Genomic DNA, 23,496 nt, shown 5'->3' with positions numbered 1-23,496 from the left:
GACCCTGGGCCCACCAGCCCGGTCTCTCCCGGCAGCGGTGCCGCCTTAGCTCAGTTGGCCAGAGCAACGCACTCGTAATGCGTAGGTCGCGGGTTCGAATCCCGCAGGCGGCTCGGAGAAGGCCCAGGTCACATAGCCCGTGACCTGGGTCTTTTGCTGTTTCCTGGCGTGTGGGCAGGCGTCAGCGATGCGCTACGAGATCGCCGCCACCGAGGCGCTCGGAGTCACCCGCGCCGAGGTGCACGACCTGCCTGACGGTGGCTTCGCCGACCACGAGGCCACCGGGACAACCCTCGTTCTGGAAGCACTGCGCCGTTGGAAGCCCGCACGCGTGGTGGCGTTCCCGCCCAACGGAATGAACGGCCACCCGGACCACCGAGCCGCACATCGGATCGCCCTGGCCGCGCTCGACCGCTACGCCGCCGGCCCGGACGTGCTCCTGGTGACCAGCACGACCCCATACACCGAGCCGGCCAGGCCCGGTTTCCTCGATCCCGGCCAGGTCGAGGCGACGCGGCTGCCGGCGACCCTGCGGATGCCGATGGGCGACGCGCTGGAAGTGAAGCTGCGCGCCATGGGCCACTACGAGACCCAGGCGCGCAGCGTCGCGAAGATCCTTCGCTGCTACCCGGAGACGCTTCTCACCGAGGCGTTCCACCGGGCGTCCGGCTGACGCGCCAGCACGTCACGCAGCGGCGGTCAGCAGCTTGCGGACGTGTTCCACCGCCTCGGCCACCGGCACGGACTGGGTCTCGCCGGTGGCCCGGGTGGTGACCTCGACCGTGCCGTCGGCCAGGCCGCGGGCGCCGACCGTGATCCGGTACGGGATGCCGATCAGCTCGACGTCGCGGAACTTCACACCGGGCCGTTCGTCGCGGTCGTCGAGCAGCACGTCTGCCCGCTCGCCCCGCAGCTGCCGGTACAGGCCTTCGGCGGCCTCGGCCACCTTCTCGTCGCTGGTGCCGAGCATGACGACGGCCACCTAGAACGGGGCGACCGCGACCGGCCAGATGATGCCCTTGTCGTCGTGGTGCGTCTCCACGATGGATGCCAACGCCCGCTCCACGCCAATGCCGTAGCTGCCCATGATCGGTGTGACGCGCTCGCCGTCCCGCCCGAGCACGGTCACCCCGAGGGTCTCGGTGTATTTGCGGCCGAGCTTGAAGATGTGGCCCACCTCGATCGTGACCACCACCTCCAGCGGCGTGCCGCACTGCGGGCAGGGCTCGCCGGCGGACACCTCGCGCAGGTCCGCCCACTGCTGCACCGCGATGTCCCGCTCGACCGACACACCGCGCAGGTGGACACCGTCGGCGTTGGCGCCGGTGGTCATGTCGGTACGGCCGCGCAGGGCCTCGTCCGCGAGGACGGGCAGCTCGGTGACGCCGACCGCGCCCAGGCTGCCGGGGGAAGCACCGAGGGCCGCCTGGATTTCCTCGGCAGTCGCGTGCCGCACCGCCTTGGCGGCGAGGGTGTCGATGAGCTTCTGCTCGACCAGGGCGTGGTCGCCGCGGACCAGGATCAGGGTCAGCCGGTCGTTGACCACGTACACGAGCGTCTTGATCTGCCGCTCGGCCGGGACGCCGTGCTGGACGGACAGTTCCTCGATGGTGCGCGCGTTCGGGGTGTCGAACCGCTCGGGGGCGTCCAGGCCCGGGCCGTCCACCACGGTGGGCAGTGCGGAGGTCGCCCTCTCAGTGTTCGCGGCGTAGTCGCAGCCGGGGCAGCGGACAACCAGGTCCTCGCCGGCGTTCGACGGGCTCATGAACTCCACCGACGCGCTGCCACCCATGCTGCCGCTGGACGCCTGCACCGGGATCGCCGACAGCCCGAGGCGGGCGAAGATCCGCTCGTAGGCGGCCTTGTGCAGGTCGAAGGAACGGTCGAGACCGCCGGCCTCCACGTCGAAGCTGTACGAGTCCTTCATCGTGAACTCGCGCACCCGCAGCAGACCGCTCTTCGGGCGGGCCTCGTCGCGGAACTTGGTCTGGAACTGGAACCACATCTGCGGCAGGTCCCGGTACGACTTCAGCTCCTGCGACAGGACGGTGAAGATCTCCTCGTGCGTCATGCCCAGCGCCAGGTCCGCACCCTTGCGGTCCTTCAGCCGGAACATCTCCTCGCCCATCACCTCCTGCGCTGCCAGATCTCCGCCGGGTGCAGGGCGGGCAGGACGAACTCCTGCGCACCGATGGCGGTCATCTCCTCGCGGATGATCTCCACGATCTTGGCGCGGACGCGCACCGCCAGCGGCAGCAGGGAGTAGTGGCCGGCCATCAGCTGCCGGACGAACCCTCCTCTCACCAGCAGGCGGTGGCTCACCGCATCCGCGTCCGCCGGGTCCTCCCGGAGAGTGGGCACGTACAGCTGAGACCAACGCATAGGACCGGAGACCGTCCTCTCGGTGAAACTGCGGAGTGTCGCGGCGGCGCTCTCGCCGGCATCACGACGGGGACCGCAGTCTAGTGGCGGAGCGCTGCCCGAATCGCGCTGTTTTGAGAAGCCCAGGTCAGAGGTCGGCGCGCGGAGCCACATTGCCGAAACGGCGCGGACGGAGACAGGTGACCGGCACACCGGACGAGACGCCAGACAGCGATCAGTCCGTCGACGCCATCCGCCGCTACTACGACGCCTTCGGCGAGGAAGAGCACGGCCGGCTCGCCAAGGGCGTCGCGGGTCGAGTGTCCTTCGAAATCCACCGTCGTTTCCTGGAACCATACCTGACGGTAGATCAGCACATTTTGGAGATCGGGGCCGGTCTCGGCCGCTTCACCACGGTGCTTGCCGAACACGGCGCCCGCATCGTCGTCACCGACATCTCACCCGTCCAACTTCACCTGAACGAAGCCAACGTCACCGCCGCTGGGCACGAGCGTGCCGTCGAAGCCCGCCACGCACTCGACATCCGAGACACCAGCCGCTTCCCCGACGCATCGTTCGACCTGGTCCTCGCCTACGGCGGCCCACTCTCGTACGCCTTCGACCAAGAGCGCCAAGCCCTCGCCGGCCTCCTCCGCGTCGTGAAGCCCGACGGCGTCGTCGTCGCCTCGGTCATGTCCCTCTGGGGCAGCTGGCGAGCGCGCCTTCCCGGATCTGCCCAGCTTGCCGTCCGCCACGGCACCGACATCACTGACGCCGTCGTCCGTACCGGTGACCTCCGCCACGTACCCGGCATGGCCCACGTCTGCCGCATGTTCACCTGGGAACAGCTCACCGCCCTCGTCACCGAGTGCGGCGGCGAGATCCTCGCCGGATCGGCAAGCAACTGGGCAAGCCTCGAAGACCCAACCGTCCTCGCCAGCATCGAGGGCCGCCCTCGGCTCTGGGAACGCTTCCTCGCCTACGAGGCCGAGGCCTGCGCAAGCCTCGGTGCGCGCGACGGTGGCACCCACATTCTCTTAGCTCTACACCGGCGCAGCCCAAGCTGAGGAGCCTGGCATCCGCCAGGTCGAGCGGCCTCACGGCATCCGACACCATGTCCCGGTTCCGAGCTTGGCGTGGAATTGAGATTGAGTCCGATGTTGGACGGGACACCCACCATGGCGCGGGCCTCGCCGAGAAGTTCGATGGCGTGGATCAGGCGGACGGTGTGATGGAGTGGGAAGGAGATCAACAACTGGGGGCGTCTGGCGCCGCTGGCCCCGTCCGCTTGTCCGGCGTGAGGGATGTCGTTGCCACCGCAGTTTCCCTTGATCTCGGGCAACAACGCGATACGTTCCGAGGTCTTCGTGCGCCATCGCCCCGGAACGGGAGGGTCCAGCGGTCGTTGGTCCGGGCATGACGGACACGATCGGGGGCGCGCGCCGTGGGGGTATCGTCGAAGACTCAGGGCGGCGTGGGCAACTGCGGCGCCTCGGGGCGCGCGAGACTCGCGCCAGATGGCCAGGCCTGTGGCCGTCAGCACTTGGTCCATCGGTCTGCCAGGCATGCGATCTTCCGACTTAATGATGTGGCACGTCATATCGGGCCCCCTGGATGATCTTGTCGGCGGCGCACAGTACAATCTCCGGCTGGGCACCCCTTTGGCGTTGCGCCGGACAACGGCAAGTGCGCAGCGTCCGCGGGCCCTCGGAGGCAGTGATCGACGTTGTTCTCCGAGGTAGACAGCAGATCACTTGATCCTGCCGGAAGATGTGTGATCTCCTGGTGCTCGTTCGTCTCGTCATACGGAGGTTCGCACTGTGCGCAAGCAGCACTACGGGGTGCCTCTGGAGCGGAGCGACTGCCTGGAACTCAAGCGCCACAGGAACAGCTGCAAGCCCGAGAACTTCGTCAAGTGGCTCAACGGCTTCGGCAGCGGCAAGCGTCTGGCCGTCGACCTCTTCTCCGGGGCGGGCGGACTGAGCCTGGGGCTGGAGCGAGCCAAGTGGACGGTCGCAGCCGCAGTCGACTTCGACGAGCGAGCCCTTCAGACGCACGCAGCGAATTTCCCGGGTATGAGCCTCAAGATGGACCTGGGCAACCCTGACGAGCGCGACCGCCTCGTGGAGCTGTTGGAACCAGCCAAGATCGACCTGGTGGCAGGCGGCCCTCCCTGTCAGCCGTTCAGCAGGGCCGGCAGGAGCAAGATCCGCAGTCTCGTGGAGCATCACGGGCGTGACCCCCACGATCGCCGCAAGGAACTGTGGAGCGCCTATCTCGACGTCGTTAAGCGTCTCCGGCCGCGTGCAGTCCTCATGGAGAACGTGCCTGACATGGGCCTCGGCGACGACTTCTTCGTGGTGCGCACCATCGAGGAACAGCTGGAGGACCTCGGCTACGCAACGCAGGTGCGCTTGGTCGACGCGTGGCGTTACGGCGTTCCCCAGCACAGGAAGCGTCTGATCCTCCTAGCGAGGAACGACGTCGAGCGGTTCGAGTGGCGCCAAGAGCTGGACCAGGAGAACCGGACCACACTCCAGGACGCCATCGGTGACCTTCCTGCCCTGCCTGTCGTAGCCACGGAGCGTGTTGGGCAGCGTGTGCTGCCATACACCAGCCCGTCCAAGCCCTCCAAGTTCGCGCAGGACATGCGCAAGTGGGCCCGCAAGGACCAAGTCTGGGACCACATGACCCGACGGGTCCGGAAGGATGACTGGGAGATCTTCTCCAGCATGGACTCCAAGACCCTGTACTCGGAGATTTCCCCGGACCTGCAGCGCTACAAGGCCGACCACTTCACGGACAAGTACAAAAAGCTCGACTGGTCGGACCTCAGCAGGTCGATCACCGCCCACATCGCCAAGGACGGCTACTGGTACATCCACCCGGACCAGCCGCGCACGCTCACCGTGCGGGAGGCAGCACGGGTGCAGACCTTCCCGGACCGGTTCCGTTTCGCCGGCACGCGCAGTGACGCCTTCCGTCAGATCGGTAACGCGGTGCCGCCACTCCTCGGTGAGGCCGCAGCCGAAGCGCTGCTGCCCGTGAGTGACGAGCAGCCACCCGAGGGTGGACTCCAGCCGCGATGGCGTACGGTGCGAATGGACCTGACGGCTTGGGCCGAAGGCCAGCGCGAGTCGGAGCACTGGTACCAGCTTCCAGGTGAGCAGATGTCCGGGTTGCAGGCAGCCGTGGTGGCCATACTGTCCGGGACGAAGATGCAGCCGACACAGCTGGCCGGGATAGTCAAGGTTGTGAGGGGGCGGACGAGTCTGAGCAAGTCCGCGCTCACGGCCCTCGCCGCGGCGGCACCCACCGAGGCGGCGAGGAAGCGGGTTGACCGGCTTGCGACGTTGGTCGGTAAATCGGCTGTCTGGGGTGACGAAGAGAAGGTCCGCGAGCAACTGGACCTCAAGCCAGCCGAGGCGAGGCTCTACCAGTTGCTCGTCGGTGACGACCTCCTGTGGGTGGGGCAGGGAGCGCTGCGCGTCGCCGCCCGTCTGCACGGTAGCGATTCGGACCGCACGAACAGGCTCAGCGATGGCCGCGTCGACTTGGTGAAGCTGGTTGGGGCCGGTGAGGAAGCGCCTCTGCGTATGGCAGCGCTTCGCCTTATAGGGAGCAGTGTCTGCAGAGCCAAGGAGCCGCTCTGCGACGAATGCCCCTTGAGCAAGTACTGCGTTGCCAGAGACAGCGTCTCGAGCGACCTGTTCACGGACGCGATGAGTCGGACTCACGGTCGGGAGACCGTGCCGGCTTAGGCTCGCGAGGCCGGTTGCACTGCTGAGCCACGCTGAGCGCGGCGTGTTCCGCGTTCTTCCGGATCTCGCACTCCCAGACACGTACGACGATCCAGTCAGCCGCTTCGGCGGCCTCGGTGTTGCGGCGGTCCCTCTGCTTGTTCGACTCGATCTTCGGTGCCCACAGCGAGGCGTTGGGGCTGCGGAACGACTTCGGACCGTGAACAGGACAACCGTGCCAGAAGTACCCGTCGACGAACACTGCCACGCTGTACCTGGGTAGGACGAAGTCCGCAGTGCAACGAGCAGCCACCTTGCGCTGTAGACGGAACCTGGGCCGAGTTTGTGGACAGCCGACCGGAGGGCCATCTCCGGCTCGGTGTTGCTCGTGCGCCGCGCAGGTGGTTGTTCGGGTGCTGACTCAACTCTGCGTCGTCACGTCGTGTCATGCCTCCGGCCTGCCCGTCGTCAGCCCTACGAGCGTTGAGGGGGGCCCACTCATCCCATGCTTCGGGAACCTGCAGAGCTCCGTGTCGACGACCAGGGTCTGGTCGAGCTCCCGATCGGTCTGCTCGCGGAGGCGGGTATCGCCCCCGGGGCGGACCTCCTCGCCTTCAGCGACGGAAATGGGCGGATCGTGCTCCGCCGCGCCGAGGACGCCATAAGGGATCTACTCGAACGTGGGGAGCTCTGAGGGCCGACAAGGGGTCGAGCCTACGGGCCGGGAAGGAACCCGAGGGACAGTGCCTCGTTCCGAGCGTGCAGTGCCTGTACCGCCTGTGCCTCGGGGATCGCCTGGTCGAGTTCGAGCCGCCGGCCGACGTACTGGGTGAGCTGGCGCTGCGAGGGGTCGAGGTTGTGTGTCTCCTTCGCCCAGCGTTCTATGGCGAACCACTCGTCCGCGGGGATCGAAGCCAACTCGTCGCCCGCTCCTGTGGCGCCCTCCGAGCCTCCAGCGAGTGCCTGATCGTCCAGCGGACGGTCACGCAGCTCCGCCGCCAGGTCCCGAGGCACGGACCAGGCCACGCGGGAGACAGCGTCCCAGCAGACGGCCTTCTTGGCCCATTCGCCCACGTGGTTGCCCTCACGCGGCCTGGTCACCGCCCTCATGACCCTGGGGCAGAGGTCATCGATCGCGGCCTCGAGGACTGGGGAGATCTGCTGCTCCCGCCAGATCCTGTCGAGGTCGATGCGCTGCTCCGTCGCGAGCGACAGGCGGGCCATGGCGTACGTCGTGATCATGCTCTTATAGCTGCCAGCCTCGTGGTTCGCGGCGATGCGGTCTACCGCCTTGAAGAGGATGGTCATGGCGATCACGCGCTGGCAGTACTGGATGTCGACGCGAGGCGGCGCCTCACCGATCTGGTCCATGAACACGGCGAAGTTCTTCTGCGCACCACGGCTAACCTGGAAAGGAAGGTGGTTCCAGGAGTTCACGTACTTTGCGAGGTCCGCCTTGGTGAACTTCTGCTTTGTCGGGTTGAGCTTCTTGAACGTGCGCTGCTTCGCGGGAGTCCGGGCCTTGGCCACCTCGTCGGTGTACTGGCCGCGAGCCCGCTCGTAGAACCAGTGGGTCTCCTGACCGCTGCCGTCAGTCGCCGGCGCCCACAGGGACCTGGTGATCCGCTGGACGGCCACGTGGTACTCGTGGTTCGAGCTGAAGTCGACCAACGTCACACGGTTCTGCGTGTTGGAGTACTCGGAGATCATCGGGACGATCTCCGAGAGCCGTTCCGGAGAGACCTCGGTCAGCTTCATCTGCACCATCACCTGTGACAGGTCTGCCTTGTCGCGGCTGGACGCGTAGTGCAGCGAGGCCGTCGTCTGACCGCCGTTCACCACTTGGAGCCCGTGCACCCGGGAGATGCCCGTCGGCCTGCCGTCCGGACCGCAGGCGAATTCGACCTGTGAGGCGGTCGCAGTGATGCCGTTGTTGTATGCCAGGAACCTGCCTGGAGAGTTCAGCAGAGTCTCCCGGATACCGCGGTTGACCGACCCACGGGCCTGCAGGAAGGAACGGACGTTCAGTTCGAGCAGCCTCGTGCCGTACTCCCCGTACAGCGCGGCCAGTCTCTGACCGGGGATAACCGCCAGGGTCACCGAGTGGTCCGGCTCACTGCTGGGCGCCGAGACGCAGGACAGTGGAGGGTCGAACGAAACCACGATGGGCTCGCTGATGCTGCCGGAGGTCGCGTGGCGGTGCAGTCGCGCCAAGTCCCAGACCTCGTGGGTCACGGGGAGCCCGTCGAAGTCGGTGGGCGGGACCACAGTGCCCGTGCCGACACGGTTGCTGAGGAGGAAGAGCCGTATCCGCTGCACCTCGGTGAGCGCCTTCTCCACCGCCGCACACATGTCGTAAACGTCGAAGGACTCGTCGATGTGCTGGCGCAGTCCGTCCCGGCAGCGCCGGACGAACGTGAGGAGCCGTTTGAACGCGGTCTCGGTTTGCCCCTTCGTCAGCTTTGACTGCAGGGGGTCCAGCTCGAAGTCCGTGACGAAGAGGTCGAGGCACTCCCCTGAGTCACCTATTCCGTACCCGTGAACCAGGTGCCCATGTGCACCGTGATACGCGGTGAACGTGTTGGACGCGATGCCGGCCTGCTCCAAGTCCTCGAATACCCGCCGTGTGAACGTTTCCGGGGTGGTGGTCCCCTCGGCGTCGGCGGTCGCTTGGACGTCCGCGACGAGGTCGCGGGAATACTGGGACAGGTCGAGCTCAGGCATCGGTTCCCCCGATCAGTGCAGTCACCTCGTCGGTGCTGGCGCGGTGCTGATCCAGCCCCGAGGTGCTCACGTGATACGTGCAGTCTCCGACACCATCGGGAAGATCCGCCTCCACGATTCTCGGGAAGTTCTCTCGTACGTGCCAGAAGCGCAGGTCACGGAGCGCGTAGCGGGGCTCGTCGTACAGGTCACGCTGTCCAGGAAGGTAGCCGGCCTGCACGAGTCGGCCGTCGAAGGCGGCACGCACGGCAGGGCTGGTGAGGCGGTCCCGTATCCGATCGACCAAGCGGTTCAGGCTCTCTCCCGAACCGCCCCGGCGTTCGTCGAGCATGGCCAACGACAGCAGGAGCGAGGGCGTTCCGGTGTCGTCCAGCTGGCGCTCGCTTGCGATTCGGATGCTCCGGGGCTGCTTGGCGGTGCTCGCTTTCGTCTCCACCGCGACCCCCGGCAGCTGGAAGTCCTGGTTGGCCCCACTCGGTCCTGTCCATGCCTCGACGGCCGCATCTGCTGCGACGACGGGCAAGATGTGGTCGTGCAGCACCAGGAGCTCGCCGACGAGTCCCCGGCGGGCCTCGGGACCGAGACCGTCCCTGCCCACGGCGCGCAGGAGGTCCTGCCACCGCTCGAACCTCTCCACGGCTGCCGTCAGAGCGGCTGCAGCCCCCGGGGCATCCCGGACCGTGTCGGCGACGTCGGCGACGAGCGGGTTGAACACCTCCCGCAACTCGTTGGCAGTCAGGACCACCTGGAGCTCGTACTCGAGACGCGACACAGCGCTCAGGCTCATCTCGAGACCGGCCGCACGGGGCAGCCTGCTCACGGATCGAACAATGTGCTCCGCCGAGCGGGCGTCGGCCCTGAGAACGAGCATGCGCTGCCGTGCCGGGTGGGAGACCGAGAGAAAGACGTCCACCGGCGCATCCGGATGCAGGCGTATCCTGGATCGACCGGGAGCGTCCTGGGGTGCCTCCAGGTCATGCCACTCAGCCTCGGTGATGGTCACTCCCCGTCCTCCTCGTCGTCTTCGAAGGCGTCAAGGCCCTCCTTCTGCCAGATGCTGTTGACGACGTACTCGGTGTCGGACTGGCGCTCGGAACGCGGGAAACTCAACTGGAAGCCCACCAGCGGCGGCTGCGCTGAATCGTCCTCGGTTGCCGGGCGCTCGATCAGGTAGATGAGCAGCTGCGCCTGGTCGGTTCGGCGTTGCCAGCGGATCTGCTCGCCTGAAGGAGACTGGGGGACCTTCTCACGCTTCTTGCGCGCCGCAGCCTCCTTCGTCCTCTCCTTCGCGGCCTCCACCTGCGTTTCGTCCAGATCACGGTACTCGTCGGGTGGACTGAGCAGCCGGCGAATCGTGTAGCGGCCCTCGCTCCTGACGGCGTTGAGCGCTGTACGCTCCACAGGCCCTACGCTGTAGCCAGCGACGTTCTGCCCGTCCTTCGTGGTCCGCTTGCCGACCAATCGCACCGTCCACTGCGGAAGCTCGCCAACAGCCATGCACTGTTCGATGTACTTGGCAATGAGCCTGGGGCGGACCCGCTGTGCCATGCGATCGGTCTCATAGCCCGAGAGGAAGTCGACGATGGCGTCGGAGGGCACCCGTTCCCACACCACGCTGGCGCCTGGCTTCTTCTGATTGGCAGTCGTGAGACCGTCGAGCCTCCGGACGAAGTCTCCGAGGACCTTGAGGTTGTGCTCCACGACCCCGTCGGCCACATTGAAGATCACCGTCTCCGGCCCTTCACCGGAGTAGCTGAGCATCACCTTCGTGCCTTGACGCATCTTGTTGGCCGCCGTGACCGCGAGGCCCAGTGATGAGGCGCGCACTTTCAGGCCGAAGAGCCGAGGCGTGAGGCCCACGGCAGCCATCTCCTCCACCTCACGACGCAGTTCGTCCGTCGCGGCGGTCACCTCGATGTACTTGGCTTGCAGGTCGGGAGTGGTGTAGAGGCGGCAGAGATCCTCGTGCCCAGGCCGGTACCCGAACCAGCGGCCCATCTGAAGCAGGGTGTCGTACGTGCTGGACGTACGCAGGTAGTAACTGACGGTCAGGCCATCCAGGGTGAGCCCTCGGGAGAGCTTCTGGCCGCCGACCGCGATGACGGAGAGGCCCGCCCTCCGATGCTCGTAGTAGTCAAGAGCGTCTCTTGAGGTGCCGTTCACCGTCTTGACCACGATCTTGCGTAGTGCGGGCAGGAGCTGAGTGGACACCTCCTCCCAAGTGAGACGCTGTGCCTCGTCCGCCGTGAAGTGGCCCGTGGTCTGGACGAAGTCCCGCTCCCACAGGGCCTGAAGCTCTGCCATGCGCTGCGGAGCCTGTCCGTACCGGTCGCGGAGGGAGTCCACCAGGAGGCGCAGATGGTCGTCCACTTGGTCCTTGACCATCCCCTGGACCGCGGTGAAGCGGGTGACGTGCACCAGCATCGAGTTGTGGACCTTCACCTGCCCCCGTGCCCTTCGAGCCGCACTGGCGAGCACGAAGGAGGCAATTGCTTCGCGGAGGGACGGAGGAAGGTCGTCGGAGGGCGTGTAGGAGGACTTGTGCTTGCTGGGAATCCAGTTCTCCGCGTCTTCCACGGGGCGTACGAGCGGAAGCGGGGGCACATCCTCCTCGTCGTCGGCGTCGACCTTGAGCCCGAACACCCGCTCTGGGCCGAGGTAGTTCGTCGGAGACGGCAAGGTGCGGATGAAGCTGTCGGGAAAGAGGTCGGCGCCGAGTTCGGCGTGGTCGACGTCGGGGTCGATGTAGATGTTGGCGAAGGGGGTGGCGGTGTACCCGACGTACGCCGACTTCTCGAAGCTCTGCATGAGTTCGCGGATCGCACCGTTGGTCTTGGTGGGATCCGCGTCAGGATCGCGCTCGGTGTTGATGGAGGCGTTGTCCGCCTCGTCGTCGATGACGAACAGTGGGATGTCGCGTACGACCTTGTTCCCCGTCTCGTCCTCGGTTCCCTGGACCTCGGTCACCCACGTACGCAGGTACTCGAGGATCTTCCAGTGCTTCTTGATGACGAGAACCACGGGAAACCGACCGAGCGGGAAGTTGACGGCGTTCGCCGCCTGTCGGCCGAAGTCACCCTTCTCCGAGCTGTTGGTGGGCGACGCGATGTCGAGCTTCTTGGCACCGGGCATACGGCCGGCGCCCATGAGGCGGGACTTGCCGTTCTGGTTGGACCGCTGCTGGTGCTGGGTATCGAAGCCGAGCAGCCCCTCGTCGACGCGCAGCTGGGTCTGGCTCCGGAGGTCGTTGTGAATGCCAGCGAGGATCACCACGAACTGGTATCCCGCGTCCACGGCCTTCGCAGCGAGTCCGATGTACTGCCCGGTCTTACCCGACTGGACCTGGCCGATCACGAGCCCGGTCCGGCGCCATGAGCCGACACGGCGCGGGTCCTCAAGCTGGCTCAGGACGTCGTCCGTGCTCTGGTCCAACCGACGTACGACGAGCGGGGGAAGGCTGCTGACGTCCTCCAAATACCGGCGGTAGCGCTCCCAGAAGTCCCAGGAACGGTCGTTCTTGGCCTCCGGTAGCCATGGCTCGTGTCCGCTGCTGCTCTCCAGCCCGGACGAGCCCTCCTGGAACACCGCAGTCAGGACCTCGATCTCCTTGGCCAGCTGGTCCCGGTCAAGGACCTCGCCCTGGCCAGCCAGCATCCCGAAGATGACGGTGACCGCGTTCTGAACCTCGGCTGGTGTCGGCTGACGGTCCTGCGACAGTAGCGCGAGAACCAGGCGACGGGCCTTGGCAAGGGACTCAAGAGAGTCCTCGGGGCTGGAACTCACAGCGGACCTCCGGCTGGGCGGAAACGGTTGGGGGCAGGCTAGGGTCGGCTACTGACACATCGTCTGGTTCACCCGTTCCAGAAGCCCTCCAGCTGGTCGAAGGGGGGCATCGTCCGAAGGCGTTCGCGAGCGGCGGCCGGTGAGCGGCCGTCGGAGACCAGCGCCTCGTAGATCCGCTGTGCGACCTCTGTTGCCTCTGCATCGGCGGCTCCGGGACCACCGAAGGGTTCGGGGTCGTCGCTGGTGTCCGTCTCGTGCATCACCCGGAGGGCGGTAACTGGCACGGTCTCCTCGAGCAGACGGATCAGTGCACGCACGTCGGCCGAGCTGGTACTGCCAGGACGCAGAGCCGCCTTTACGAGCGGATGCCCGCGGTTGATCCTGCAGGTGACCCGGTCGTCGGTACGACGGACGTTCCATGCGTACAGCAACGGGTCCCCATGCGTTCGGGCTGCGATCTGCCCACGGTGGCGAAGGACGTCAGCGGCCCTTCTCCTGGCCTGAAGGGCGATGCGGCGCAGATGAGAACGCAGGGCGACGGGCGGGACGACGCTGGACTTCCGGACATCAACCCCCCACTCGACATCCGTCTCGGCAGGGATGTCGATGGCGATCCGCGCCAGGTTGTACTTCTCCTCGCGACGCAACCCGCGCTGCCCGAGCCAGTCGCCGGCCAGGATCAGACGGTCCCGGCGATACACGTAGAACCCCTGCTGGTCGAGCCAGCCACGTGGGCCGCCAGCCTTCTCGTATTCGTCCTGGCTGAGCCTCTGTGTGCTGGGGAGGACGAACGCCTCCACCCGCACGGAACCTGATCCCAGCGGCAGACGCTCGACGGGAAGTGGCTGTACGGACGGGTGGCGGGACAGGAACGGATCCCAGGGCTCGACGGGGCTGCCGGAAACCCGCAGGTTGCGGCGCCGACCTCCGGTGAGGAAGCGGGCGAAGACCATGCCCAGATGCGACTCCGTTCGGGCGGCCTCCGCATAGAACTGCTTCTGGGTCCGCTCGTCCTCCACCGCCACCGAGTCGGCGTGGTAACCGTTGAGGCGTCGCCAGAGCACGACAGTGCCGTGCTCCGCCGTCCCCCGGATCTTCTCGAGCAGCTCAGTGGTCTCCTCATCGGCACCATGCAGCAACCGCCACTCTCCGGACTTCTCGACGACGTCGAGGTCCCACGTGCGCACCTGCCACAGGCCGCTAGTCGCGGTGGCGACGGTGAGCTGGCGGGCCTGTGAGAAGGAGGCCGACTTGAGACCGACACCGAAGCGCCCCAGGTCTGTCGCACTGCGGGGTGTCGCAGGTCCGCGGGCAGCGACAGTCATGGCGGTCACGAGCCCGTCTGCGGCCATCCCGGTACCGTCGTCGACCACGGCTATCCACGAGTCCCGTCCAGCCCAGGTGAATTCGACGTCGATGGTGGATGCTCCGGCGGAGATGCTGTTGTCCACGAGATCTGCGATGGCGGCCGGCAACGAGTACCCGAGCGAGCTGAGGGAAGCAACCATGCCCGCAGGTTCGGGGGCGGCGATGTCGTACATCATGCTCGGTTCTCGTCTCGCTTCCCGTTCTGACCACTGCTCGGTGCGCGCCCATCCGGGAGAACCGGACGAGCGACGGTTGCGGCGATACGGCACACGCGCAGTATCTGCGCCGCTCACTCTCGCCCCCGTCCCAAGACACCCCAGGCAGATGGTAGTAGGGAGCCGAAGCATTGGCCGCTACACCTGCCAGATCGGTGCATCATCCACCGATCACCCGGTCGTCACCGCACAGAAGTGGTGACCCTCTGGTGTCATCTCGTAACACTCAGCACGCGCCAATAAAGCGGTCCACCGTCGCCAACTCTCCCGCGTGGTGCGGCACGTGAAGTCCTGGTCGCCGATCGATCAGCGCACGACCCTGCGGCTGAAGCAGTTCACCACGGTCGCCAAGTAGAGGAACTTCCCGCCTGCCAGCGGCAGATACGTGAGTCGCCCATGTACTTGCGCCCCGGTTTCGGGGCGGTGAAGTCCCGTTGGAACCGATCCGGGACGGTGGTGCTGACCCTTCTTCGCAGGCGGATACCGGCGATGGAGTGGGTCCGCATGACCGGGGCGCCGCTTGTGGTTGACCCGTTCTCCGGTTCACACAGTTCCGCGGTCACCCGGGCGAGTCGTAGGAACCGCCGGAGTCCCCGTGATCCGGCGGACCCGTTCGGCCAGGACCTGGCCCTCGCGCTGGCGGACGGCTCTGGCACGGGCGCCGCCGAGCCGCTTGTAAGGTGTCCCACTCGGTGGCCTGCTTCCGCTCGCTCGCCTCAAGCCCGGCCACCCGGGCTTCCAACTGCCAGATCCGTAAATCCGGATCGGCGGACGTAGCCGGTTGCCCTGCCCGGGCCAGCCCCGTCCCGGGACGCCGGGCGTCCGCGGGCGCGATGCCGCGGCGGTCCCGGTCTCGTAGCACCCCCTCCCGCAGGGTCGCCCTGTTGATGCCCAGGTCAGCGGCGATGTTCTTGTCAGCCGTCCCGGGCGTGGACTCGTACAGGGCCACGGCATCGGCCTTGACCCCGTCCGAATAGTCCTTCATCGCCATCGGCGGTGTTCTCGTTCCTCCGGATCAAACAGATCCAGTATCAGCGTGTCCACCCATCAGGCGAAGCCCCGAGGGGCCAGTGCCGACATTCCGCCGTCAAGTGAGCCGGATCGTGTCACGATGACGGTCGGTCACCACGGGGGAGCAATGCGGGACGCACTTGTCGAGGACTTGGATGCTCGGATTGCCGAGTACGTCTACCAGTCTGAGACGGAAGCGCTACTTGATGAAGCGGGGCGCGATGCTGCCATGCGGCTCATGGCCCTCGTCGCCGAGGAGGTTCAGGGGTCACATCACGTAGACACCGAGGCTCTGTACACAGCGGCCGCATTCCACTGGGCACGAGCGGTAGCGCTTGGCGATGATGATCGCGCGCAGGTGGAGCACGAGATGGCGATCCATCTCTTCGGTCTACTGTTCCTTGCGGACCACAGGAAAGTCCCGCGTGAGCTTTGGCCAAAGCTGGTACAGGAGACTGGGCACGACCCATGGGCTGATCCGCTGGAGCATGCGGCCGATCTGGTGGTGGACTTCGAGCAGCAGCAAGACTGGGCTGCTCTGGACGAGGCTCTTGGGCTACTGCAGCGCGTCCCACGGGGTGGCGACGGTGCCTACCAGGACACCCTGCTGGGCCTGGCCCACCAATACCGGGCGATGGCGCCAGCGCGGGACGATCAGTCGCGGCTGGCTGACGCGGACCGGGCTGTTGAGCTGTTGAGCGCTGTGGCGGCACTGCCGGAGTCGTCGGCTTCGCGGACCGCGTCGCGTCTGCTGACCCTCGGTAGTGCCCAGGTCGGCCACTTCGAGCTGACCGGGCACCAGGCGGATCTGGCGGATGCCGCGCGCTCGTACCGTCGGGCTCTGGAGCTGGCAGCACCGGGATCTCCTGAGCAGGTGTCGGCGATGATCGGCGTGGGGACGGGGTTCGGCCGCCAGGCCGAGGCGCCGGGCATTGAGCAGAGTGACCTCGTCGCCCAGTTACGGGAGGCGGTCGACTGGCTGCGTCGGGCAGCGGACCTCGATCTGCAGCACGGCCGGCGGTCGGACCGTGCGAACCTGGCCAAGGCGACCGGGCTGTTGCTGGAGCACACGCTCCGACTGAGGCGTGCTTGCGACGTCGGCACTGATCAGGGCACACAGGACGCGTCGGCTCCTGCAGCGCCACCGACCGAGGCCGAGGCAGCTCAAGCACGTCGCCTGATCGCCCTCGGCGACGAGGTGGACCAACGGATCGTCACTGAGCAGGAGGCATTGCGGCAGGTCGGCAAGTCGGGCAGCGAACTGTCGGAGACCGCCGTTCGGATCGTGGTGAGGGTGGCCGTCGACCTGGTCAGGATTGGCACTCCCCGGCGAGCGGTTGCCGTGCTGGCCCTGACCCTGGCAGCGGCCGAGCGGCATTGGGGGACCGATCGGGACGGCCCGTGGTGGTGGGTAGCGGATACGTACGTCGAGGCGGCCCGGCTGGCCCTGGCCGAGCAGCCGAACGGGGTGTTGTTCCAGCATGCGCGCGAGGTGGCCGGCCGGCAGATCGATGTACTACGTGGCCGTGACGCCGTGCAGGATACCGCCGAACTCGCCGAGACCCTGTTCGTGGACGGCCTGTTGTGCCTGACCCCGTACACCGGGGGGCTGGTGGACCTGTCGTTCGCCTCGGCCCAGCAGCTCCGGCGCGACCGCGAGGCCCGGTACATGGGCGTCCACACCGGGCGGTGGGAGGGCGTCACCATGCCGGACCCGCGGTATGCGGTCGAGGAGGCCGTGGCCCGGCTCAGGGAAGCCGCGGCGTTCGCCACCGGCCACCAGCGCGGCCGAACGCTCAAGGCTCTGGTCGAGGCCCTCTCCATGCTCGCCGGTCTTACCGGGACCTCGCACGACCAGGAGGCGAGGGCGGCGGCCCGGGAGGCTGTCGGGACCCTGGACCCGTTCCGCGATCCGCTCGGCTACCTGTACCTGCTGCGGATACTCGCCCTGCTCGGTGAACTGTTCCTGCCCCGCGAACTGGATGGCCTGCTGCCGGTCCCACTGGACGAAGTTCGGGAGCGCCAGGGCGAGCACGAGGCAGCGAGCCTGTTCACGGAGGCACTGGCCCTCGCGGCCGAGACGGGGCACCGGGATCTGGAGGCCGCACTCATCGAGGCCGCTGACGGAGCGGGCCTCCGGCTTCGGAAGCCCGACCAGCAACGGGTGCGCTGGGCCAGCGAGGTACACCTGCTCCATGAGGACACGCTCGACTGCCCGGTGCCGGGCGGAGTCCGGGCCGCGACGGAGGAGCTCACCACAGACCCTCCCCGGAAGCCGGCCGAGCGGGCCGCGGCACTGGTCCACCTCGCCGCGCATTGCGGTGAGGACGACGAGCAGTCCCTGGGCCGAACCCTGCTCCTGGAGGCCGTCCGATCGGCTCCGGACTGGGTGGACCAGCACGTCGAGATGGTGACGCACCTGTACGGCCGCTTGTCCTACGACCTGGCCGTGCACGCTGACCGCGCGGGGGACTGGGCGATGGCGGCCGAGTGCTTCGCCGTGGCCGGCGCGCAGTACACGATGGCCGACCAGGAGGATCTGGCGCTGTATGCCTTCGAAGCCGGGTTGGCCTGTGTCCGGGACTGCGACCATCCGGAAGCAAGTATCGCTGCAGCTGCACTGCTGGGCAGTATGACTTCTCTCCGAGCGAGTACGGACGAGGGAGTCGCCTGGAAGCTCCGAGAGCTGTACCTCTCCCTCGGCGCCCTCCTCTCTGCGCACGCCCGCGTCGATGCGACCACCGTTTTCCTGCTGCACCAAGTGGCCAAGGGTATGGACTTCTCGATCGCAGTCGAACGCTCCGGTCCGTTTACCCCATCACGTGCGCTCGCCGCCGCGATCGACCAGGCGAGCCTCGACGCCGCTCAACCGCCGCCTGCGGAAGGGACGCTGAGCCCGGACGACGCCATCCTCTGCTACGTCGGCACCGGCGAGGCCGAACCCGAGAGCGGCCCTGATGCTCGGCAGCGCAATCTGCAGCGGGCCGTCGACCGCCGGATCAGCATGGAACTCCACCTGACCCGAAACCTCCCGCGCAACGCCCTCCTGGGGCTGGGCGAGGTCCAGACGCTGCTCCCGGAGGACACGGTGTTGCTGTCGTTGTTCCTGGGGCAGTTCCCGGGGCCGAACGGGACGGACCTCCGCACTGGGACGGTGGGCCTGGCGGTGACGCGCGAGGAGGTGCGCCTGCGGACCGTCGCGTTCAACGACGTCGGCGGCGACCTGCTCCGCCTCACTCGCGGTCTCCACACGATGCTTATCCACCCAGTGGCCAGCCCCGTTTCCGTGCTGCGACAGGCCGTCACCGCCGACCCGCTGCACCGCCTGGTGAGCCGCGAGGCGGGCACCGCTTTGGAGTACGCCGGTACACAATGCCTGGCCGGATTCGGGGAGCTGATGGGGCATTGGCAGGTCGAAGGCAAGCGGCATCTGTGCATCTGGCCGAACGGGCCACTCCACTTCGTCCCCTATCCGCTGCTTCCCGTTGCAGACGGGCTGGTGGCGGACGACTGGACCGTGACACAGCTTTCGAGCCTCGCTTCGCTCCGTGCCACCACCGCTGAGCTGACGCCGCCCACAGCACGCCATGAGCTCGTGGCGTTCGGGTCGGCGACCGGCGGTGTGCGGCACGGCCTAGTCGCCGAGACGGCGTTGGAGCACCATGCGTCCTCGGTGGCGGCGTCGATGGGTGGCCGAGCCGTGCTTGGAGCTGCCGCCACGCCCAGCCGCTTCCTGCGCGAGCTCGGCACCTCGCGTTACGTGCATGTGGCGGCGCATGGCGCGCACAATGAGTGGGCCTCCTGGTACCAGTGTCTCTTTCTGTCACCCGATTTCGACAACGACGGCCGAGTCTTCGCGCACGACATCCTCAGAACCGACCTGCGGGGCGTCGAACTCGTCACCATGAGCTCGTGCGAGTCGGCCTTGGGCCGCTACGACGTGAACGACAACCTGCGTGGCTTGCCGGCGGCCTTCCTGGCCGCGGGCGCCTCGGCCGTCATCGGATGCTTGTGGCCGGTGCATCCGGACGTGGCCACCGACTTCTTTGCCAAGCTATACCGACAGCTCTGCGGAAACGGAGACCGTCGGTCCGCGTTCCGTTCCGCTCAGTGCCACACGCGTACCAAGCACCCCGCGTACCGGGACTGGGGTTCGTTCTGTTTCATCGGCGACTGGCGCGCGCCGCACACACCTCGAGGAGTAGCGCAGTGAACCACGTCAGCATCGACGCACCTGTCCTGCGGGATGTAGAGCTCCGCCCGGTGCCGCGACTCAACACTCCGACTACGTCATCTCCGTTGCGGGGCCGAGTGTCCCTCGGAGTGGCTGTGGTGCGTCGGCTCACGGCTGAGCAGGCGGCGCAGGGGGACGAGGAGTGGCGTGACTTCCTGGAGTCGGAGTCCGCGCACAGCGACTACCTGCTCCTCAGCCTGGTGTGCGCGTTCCGGCCGTCTGACAATGACGACCCGTTCGTCGATGCCGGCCTCGGCATCCGATTGGAGGCGCCCGACGAGCCTGCGGACCGACAGCCGATCGCCTGGTCCATCGCCCCGAAGAAGCGTCTCGCTCCCGCCGGTCGAGTGGGCCGGGTCGCCCTGACCGCCAAACTCGCCATCGTTGAGTCCACCCTGGATGTCACTCCCGATCAGCAGCAGGAGCACCTGTTCCTGGTGGGCATGGGTGAGCACGACAGCGACCCCGAATGGCGGTTCAAGGCGACGAGCTCGGTCCCCTTGATCGGAGACGAGACCTTGACCGTCGTGGTCAAGGCCCCAACCGGAGCGACCGTGCGGGCCCACGTCTCCGTTGCTGCCACGGTCAGGCAGCGGCGCCTGGGCCTGATCCCCTACCGTGCACACTTGCCGCCCGCGCTACGGACAATTGATCTTCAATGAAGGGCCTATCCGAGCCGTGCCGTAGATGCACCGCCGCAGCGCGCCACGGCCGACGGAGTTCGTGAGCGATGCGTGAGCGGACGGGGCAACACGTGCTGGCTCAGGCAGGATCGTGGATCACGGTGCAATGTCCTGACCTGCGGGTTAATCACCAGGTGATCGATGCTGGCAGCCACCAGCATGATCGCTCCCGGGCTCGTAATGCGTAGGTCATGGGTTCGAATCCCATAGGCGGCTCAGAGAGAGGCCCAGGTCATTCAGTGATGTTGGCGTTCCCCGGCCTGTGGGAAGGCGGCGGTGGTGTGTCGCAGGGGGCGCTGTGAGGTGCGGCTGAGGTGGGGAGGCGCGGCGTGGAGCCGAGGGTGCGGGTGGTCGGGCTGGTGCAGGGGTACCGGGGGCGGCGGGTGATCGAGGGGCTGGATCTGGCGGTCGGGGAAGGCGTGTTGGGGCTGCTCGGGCCGAACGGGGCGGGGAAGAGCACCCTGTTACGGACGCTTGCCACGGTGGCGCCGCCGCTCGGCGGGACGCTGGAGGTGTGCGGGGGACCGGTCGATTCGGAGAGGGCGGCGCGGGTGGCCCGGCGGCGGATCGGCTTTCTGCCGCAGGACTTCGGGTACTTCCCGGGGTACACGGTGGAGGAGTTCGTCCGCTACTGCGCCTGGTTGCGCGAGGTGCCCGACGCGCGGGCAGCGGAGGCTGCCCGGAAGGCGGTCGAGGCGGTCGGGCTCGGTGACCGGGCGCGGGCCCGGATGAAGTCGCTGTCCGGCGGGATGCTCCGCCGGGCCGGGATCGCTGCCGCGCTGGTGGGTGAGCCCGAGGTGGTGCTGCTGGACGAGCCCACGGTCGGTCTGGATCCGGCGCAGCGGCTGGAGTTCCGCGCCCTGATCCGTTCGTTGGCCGGGGCGGGCGTGGTGCTCAGCACCCACCTGGTGGAGGATGTCGCGGCGGTGTGCGACCAGGTCGCGGTGATGGACGGTGGACGTCTCGTCTTCCGGGGCACGCCGGGGGAGTTGGCGGCGTTGGCGCGTCCGGGCGATCCGGGTGACAGCCCGCTGGAGCGCGGCTACATGCGCGCCCTCGACGGGCGGCAGGCGGTGGGCCGATGAGCCGGGCGTACCGGACGGAGCTGCGCCGCTCGCCGCTGCGGTGGGTGTTTCCCGTGCTGGTGGCGGTGGTGCTGCTGGTGCTGTTCGGGCGGGACAGGTCGTGGATCGGGGTGTGGTCGCAGGCCAGTGCGGCCGCGCAGATCCCGGCGTTCTACCTCGGGCCGGCGATGGCGGGTGCGGCGGCCTGGGCGGCGGCCGCCCGGCGCCGTGCCGGTGTGGTGGTCGGGTTCGCCGCGGCCCGGCCGTCGTGGCGGATCGAGGCCGTGCAGGTGGCGGCAGGCCTGACGTACGGTCTGGCGGCGTACGCGGTCGGCGTGTTGACCGCGGTCGCGGTGACGGTGCGCGACGGCGGGCCGGGTTTCTGGTGGCCCGGCTACGTGCTGCTGGGGGCTGATTTTGTCGGGTCATATGAGAGCCAGTTCTTCGGCGTGAACGGGAGCCAGGGGTAGGCCGTTCGTGGCGCTGACGTACTCGACTGTGGCGGGCGTTCTTCGGTGAGTTCGAGAGCCGTTTCGGCGAGATTGGGAGCCACTGATCGGGTGAGCCAGCGGGTGCGGGCGGAGTGTCCGGAGAGGCCGGGGTGAGGGCGTCGGTAGGTTGGCCGCGGGCCCGGGTCGCCTCCCTGACAAGTCGCGGCCAGGGCTCGCCCTTGGGCACGGCCAAGGGCTGGGCCCGTGGGCCAGGCCCTTCCGGGTGTGAGTGGTTTCCGGCCTCGGGGAACATTGATACAGCGGTTATTGGCGAGAACGATCATGGCCGTCTAGCACCGCTACAGCTTCACCACCAGCGTCCCGACCGCCGGCGCCCTGCGCCCGCCGCGCGACCCGGACGCGCCAGAGCTGGACGAGGACGACGACGGGGGTGGGCCGGACTGAACAACCACCCAGCGCCGGGGCGCTGGGTGGTCGCACGTCGGCGGGCCGGTCGCTTACGGGGTCAGGCCGGCGGCCTGGAACGCAGCTTCTGCCTGGTTGCGCTGGTTGAGCGCGCCGTAGTAGTTGGGGTGGACGAAGGTGCATGCCTCGCCCATGGGGAGCCCCGCGGGTACCAGTTCGCGGGCCGGGCACTGGTACTGCGCCGGGTCGGCGGGCTTGTCCACTCCGGGCGGCATGACCAGGTTCGAGAAGACGCCGTACATCCAGCGGTTGGAGCCGGTGGCGCACACGCCATGCCCCTCACTCGAGGTGTAGGTGTCGACATACGTGGCCTGGTTCTCGCCGGCCGTATCTGCGATCCGCTGGTTCAGCTGCTGCTGCAGGGAGTTCAGGTACGGTGCGTCGTTGGTCAGCCGGACCGTGCCGAGCTGGTGGAAGTTGCCGTACGAGCAGCCGTACACGGAAGGCGCGATGGCGGGGTATCCGAGCAGGAACACCTTCGCCTGAGGAGCCCGGGAGTGGATGTCCGCCAGAGTGGCCTGCAGACCGTCCTCGAGGATCTGCCAGCGCTCGTTGAGCCAGTGCTGCCCTTCCTCGGACTCGTAGTAGGTCTTGCAGTACTTGACAGGCAGCGTCTGCTCGGCGCCGATGGCCAGGCAGTTGTTCAGGATTTCCCCGAAGCCGAAGTCGTTGCCGCCGATGCCGACAGTGACGATGTCGGTATTGGCGTCGACCGCGTCGATCTGCGGCGCCTTGGTAACCCAGCCGCCATGCTCCTTGCCGTTGATGGGTGGGCCGAAGAGCAGGTCAGCCGGCTGGGGCCCGAGAACCCCTTGCGCGACCGTAGCTCCACCGCATGTCACGTCGGTCAAGTTCACCCAACCGGGGTGCGCCGCGTTGAGGTCCTGCTTCAGCATCGCCTCCCAGTTGGACCCGGAACGGCCACACCCGTCGCTGTCAGCGGGGGCGTCCCATGGAGGGACCATCACATTCGCGCTGTAGGAGTCTCCCAGCGCAACCCAGTTCAGTGTCTGTGCGGCCCGGCCGCGTTCGGCGCTCGCCGGGGGTGCGGCGGCCGTGAGCGACAGCACCGAGCCGAGGACCGCGGCGGCCAGGGCCACACCGCGCAGAGGACGTGTAGAGGTACGAGCCATGCGTACTGCCTTCCAACGAAGGGGCGGGCGGCTGCACACCACCCAACGGCACGTATTGTATCCACGCAGTAACTGGAAGTAGTCAATCGCTGATGTGGTCTGGCTTCCGTCGGCCTCGCACCGCTGCGGCGCTCGGCCGCCGGCGCCTCCAGCAGCCGAGCCCGCATCTGTCGTCAAACGATCGTTTGACGACAGGCAGCAGCCATGCCCAATGAACCCGGACATTCCGGGACACCGGGGCCCCGCCGATCCAATTGCAACGG

General features: G+C 67.5%; 17 protein-coding genes and 1 tRNA gene. 9 read left to right on the top strand and 9 right to left on the bottom strand.

Annotation, left to right across the window (positions count from 1 at the left end; translation table 11 throughout):
• The first annotated feature begins 39 nt into the window (after positions 1 to 39).
• Positions 40 to 113 (top strand) — tRNA-Thr (locus ACFYS8_RS11260).
• A 74-nt stretch (positions 114 to 187) separates the two neighbouring features.
• Positions 188 to 673, top strand: coding sequence for a PIG-L deacetylase family protein (locus tag ACFYS8_RS11255; RefSeq protein WP_387639024.1), 486 nt, complete (start codon positions 188 to 190; stop codon positions 671 to 673).
• A gap of 12 nt (positions 674 to 685) precedes the next feature.
• On the opposite strand, the gene ACFYS8_RS11250 is transcribed toward ACFYS8_RS11255, so the two are convergent.
• Genes ACFYS8_RS11250 through ACFYS8_RS11240 form a run of 3 tightly spaced genes read right to left on the bottom strand, consistent with a single transcriptional unit; the run spans position 686 to position 2,382 of the window.
• On the bottom strand, positions 686 to 970 hold the full coding sequence (locus ACFYS8_RS11250; protein ID WP_387639021.1) for a His/Gly/Thr/Pro-type tRNA ligase C-terminal domain-containing protein: 285 nt from the start codon (positions 968 to 970) through the stop codon (positions 686 to 688).
• Positions 971 to 982: 12 nt separating this feature from the next.
• Entirely contained in the window at positions 983 to 2,128 is a 1,146-nt protein-coding gene (gene proS / locus ACFYS8_RS11245) for a proline--tRNA ligase (RefSeq protein WP_387639018.1), read from the bottom strand.
• Positions 2,128 to 2,382, bottom strand: a complete 255-nt coding sequence (locus ACFYS8_RS11240) for a hypothetical protein (RefSeq protein WP_387639015.1) — start codon at positions 2,380 to 2,382, stop codon at positions 2,128 to 2,130. The genes proS and ACFYS8_RS11240 overlap by 1 nt, the downstream gene beginning before the upstream one ends.
• 179 nt (positions 2,383 to 2,561) lie before the next feature.
• Here ACFYS8_RS11240 and ACFYS8_RS11235 point away from each other — a divergent pair, with 179 nt between their 5' ends.
• Entirely contained in the window at positions 2,562 to 3,428 is an 867-nt protein-coding gene (locus ACFYS8_RS11235) for a class I SAM-dependent methyltransferase (RefSeq protein WP_387639013.1), read from the top strand.
• Positions 3,429 to 4,181: 753 nt separating this feature from the next.
• The gene (gene dcm / locus ACFYS8_RS11230) at positions 4,182 to 6,122 is read left to right on the top strand and encodes a DNA (cytosine-5-)-methyltransferase (protein WP_387639010.1); all 1,941 of its coding nucleotides are present in this window, start codon (positions 4,182 to 4,184) and stop codon (positions 6,120 to 6,122) included.
• Here dcm and ACFYS8_RS11225 read toward each other — a convergent pair.
• Positions 6,073 to 6,414: a hypothetical protein gene (locus tag ACFYS8_RS11225; protein ID WP_387639007.1), complete on the bottom strand. Its 342-nt coding sequence runs from the start codon at positions 6,412 to 6,414 to the stop codon at positions 6,073 to 6,075. The genes dcm and ACFYS8_RS11225 overlap by 50 nt on opposite strands.
• A gap of 192 nt (positions 6,415 to 6,606) precedes the next feature.
• On the opposite strand from ACFYS8_RS11225, the gene ACFYS8_RS11220 reads away from it, so the two are divergent.
• Positions 6,607 to 6,795, top strand: a complete 189-nt coding sequence (locus ACFYS8_RS11220; protein WP_387639004.1) for a hypothetical protein — start codon at positions 6,607 to 6,609, stop codon at positions 6,793 to 6,795.
• A gap of 20 nt (positions 6,796 to 6,815) precedes the next feature.
• Here the strand turns inward: ACFYS8_RS11220 and ACFYS8_RS11215 are convergent, their stop codons facing one another.
• The 4 genes from ACFYS8_RS11215 to ACFYS8_RS11200 form a co-directional block, all read right to left on the bottom strand.
• Positions 6,816 to 8,825 carry an AIPR family protein gene (locus ACFYS8_RS11215; RefSeq protein WP_387639001.1) on the bottom strand — a complete coding sequence of 670 codons (2,010 nt, stop codon included), beginning with the start codon at positions 8,823 to 8,825 and terminating at the stop codon, positions 6,816 to 6,818.
• Positions 8,818 to 9,828 carry a PD-(D/E)XK motif protein gene (locus ACFYS8_RS11210; RefSeq protein WP_387638998.1) on the bottom strand — a complete coding sequence of 337 codons (1,011 nt, stop codon included), beginning with the start codon at positions 9,826 to 9,828 and terminating at the stop codon, positions 8,818 to 8,820. The genes ACFYS8_RS11215 and ACFYS8_RS11210 overlap by 8 nt, the downstream gene beginning before the upstream one ends.
• Positions 9,825 to 12,608 carry a Z1 domain-containing protein gene (locus ACFYS8_RS11205; protein ID WP_387638997.1) on the bottom strand — a complete coding sequence of 928 codons (2,784 nt, stop codon included), beginning with the start codon at positions 12,606 to 12,608 and terminating at the stop codon, positions 9,825 to 9,827. The genes ACFYS8_RS11210 and ACFYS8_RS11205 overlap by 4 nt, the downstream gene beginning before the upstream one ends.
• 68 nt (positions 12,609 to 12,676) lie before the next feature.
• Entirely contained in the window at positions 12,677 to 14,152 is a 1,476-nt protein-coding gene (locus ACFYS8_RS11200) for an ATP-binding protein (protein ID WP_387638995.1), read from the bottom strand.
• A 1,075-nt stretch (positions 14,153 to 15,227) separates the two neighbouring features.
• Between ACFYS8_RS11200 and ACFYS8_RS11195 the strand changes: the two genes are divergently transcribed.
• From ACFYS8_RS11195 to ACFYS8_RS11180, 4 genes are all read left to right on the top strand, one after another.
• Positions 15,228 to 19,415, top strand: coding sequence for a CHAT domain-containing protein (locus ACFYS8_RS11195; RefSeq protein WP_387638992.1), 4,188 nt, complete (start codon positions 15,228 to 15,230; stop codon positions 19,413 to 19,415).
• Positions 19,416 to 19,531: 116 nt separating this feature from the next.
• The gene (locus tag ACFYS8_RS11190) at positions 19,532 to 20,098 is read left to right on the top strand and encodes a hypothetical protein (protein ID WP_387638989.1); all 567 of its coding nucleotides are present in this window, start codon (positions 19,532 to 19,534) and stop codon (positions 20,096 to 20,098) included.
• A 350-nt stretch (positions 20,099 to 20,448) separates the two neighbouring features.
• Positions 20,449 to 21,204, top strand: coding sequence for an ATP-binding cassette domain-containing protein (locus tag ACFYS8_RS11185; RefSeq protein ID WP_387638987.1), 756 nt, complete (start codon positions 20,449 to 20,451; stop codon positions 21,202 to 21,204).
• The gene (locus tag ACFYS8_RS11180) at positions 21,201 to 21,653 is read left to right on the top strand and encodes a hypothetical protein (RefSeq protein ID WP_387638984.1); all 453 of its coding nucleotides are present in this window, start codon (positions 21,201 to 21,203) and stop codon (positions 21,651 to 21,653) included. The genes ACFYS8_RS11185 and ACFYS8_RS11180 overlap by 4 nt, the downstream gene beginning before the upstream one ends.
• Positions 21,654 to 22,132: 479 nt before the next feature.
• On the opposite strand, the gene ACFYS8_RS11175 is transcribed toward ACFYS8_RS11180, so the two are convergent.
• Entirely contained in the window at positions 22,133 to 23,200 is a 1,068-nt protein-coding gene (locus tag ACFYS8_RS11175) for an SGNH/GDSL hydrolase family protein (protein ID WP_387638981.1), read from the bottom strand.
• Positions 23,201 to 23,496 lie beyond the last annotated feature (296 nt).

Origin of the sequence: Kitasatospora sp. NPDC004615, assembly GCF_042873545.1 — a bacterium.
Classification (GTDB): Bacteria; Actinomycetota; Actinomycetes; order Streptomycetales; family Streptomycetaceae; genus Kitasatospora.
The sequence above is the reverse complement of the archived record's forward strand: the minus strand, read 5'-3'. Positions and strand labels throughout refer to the sequence as shown.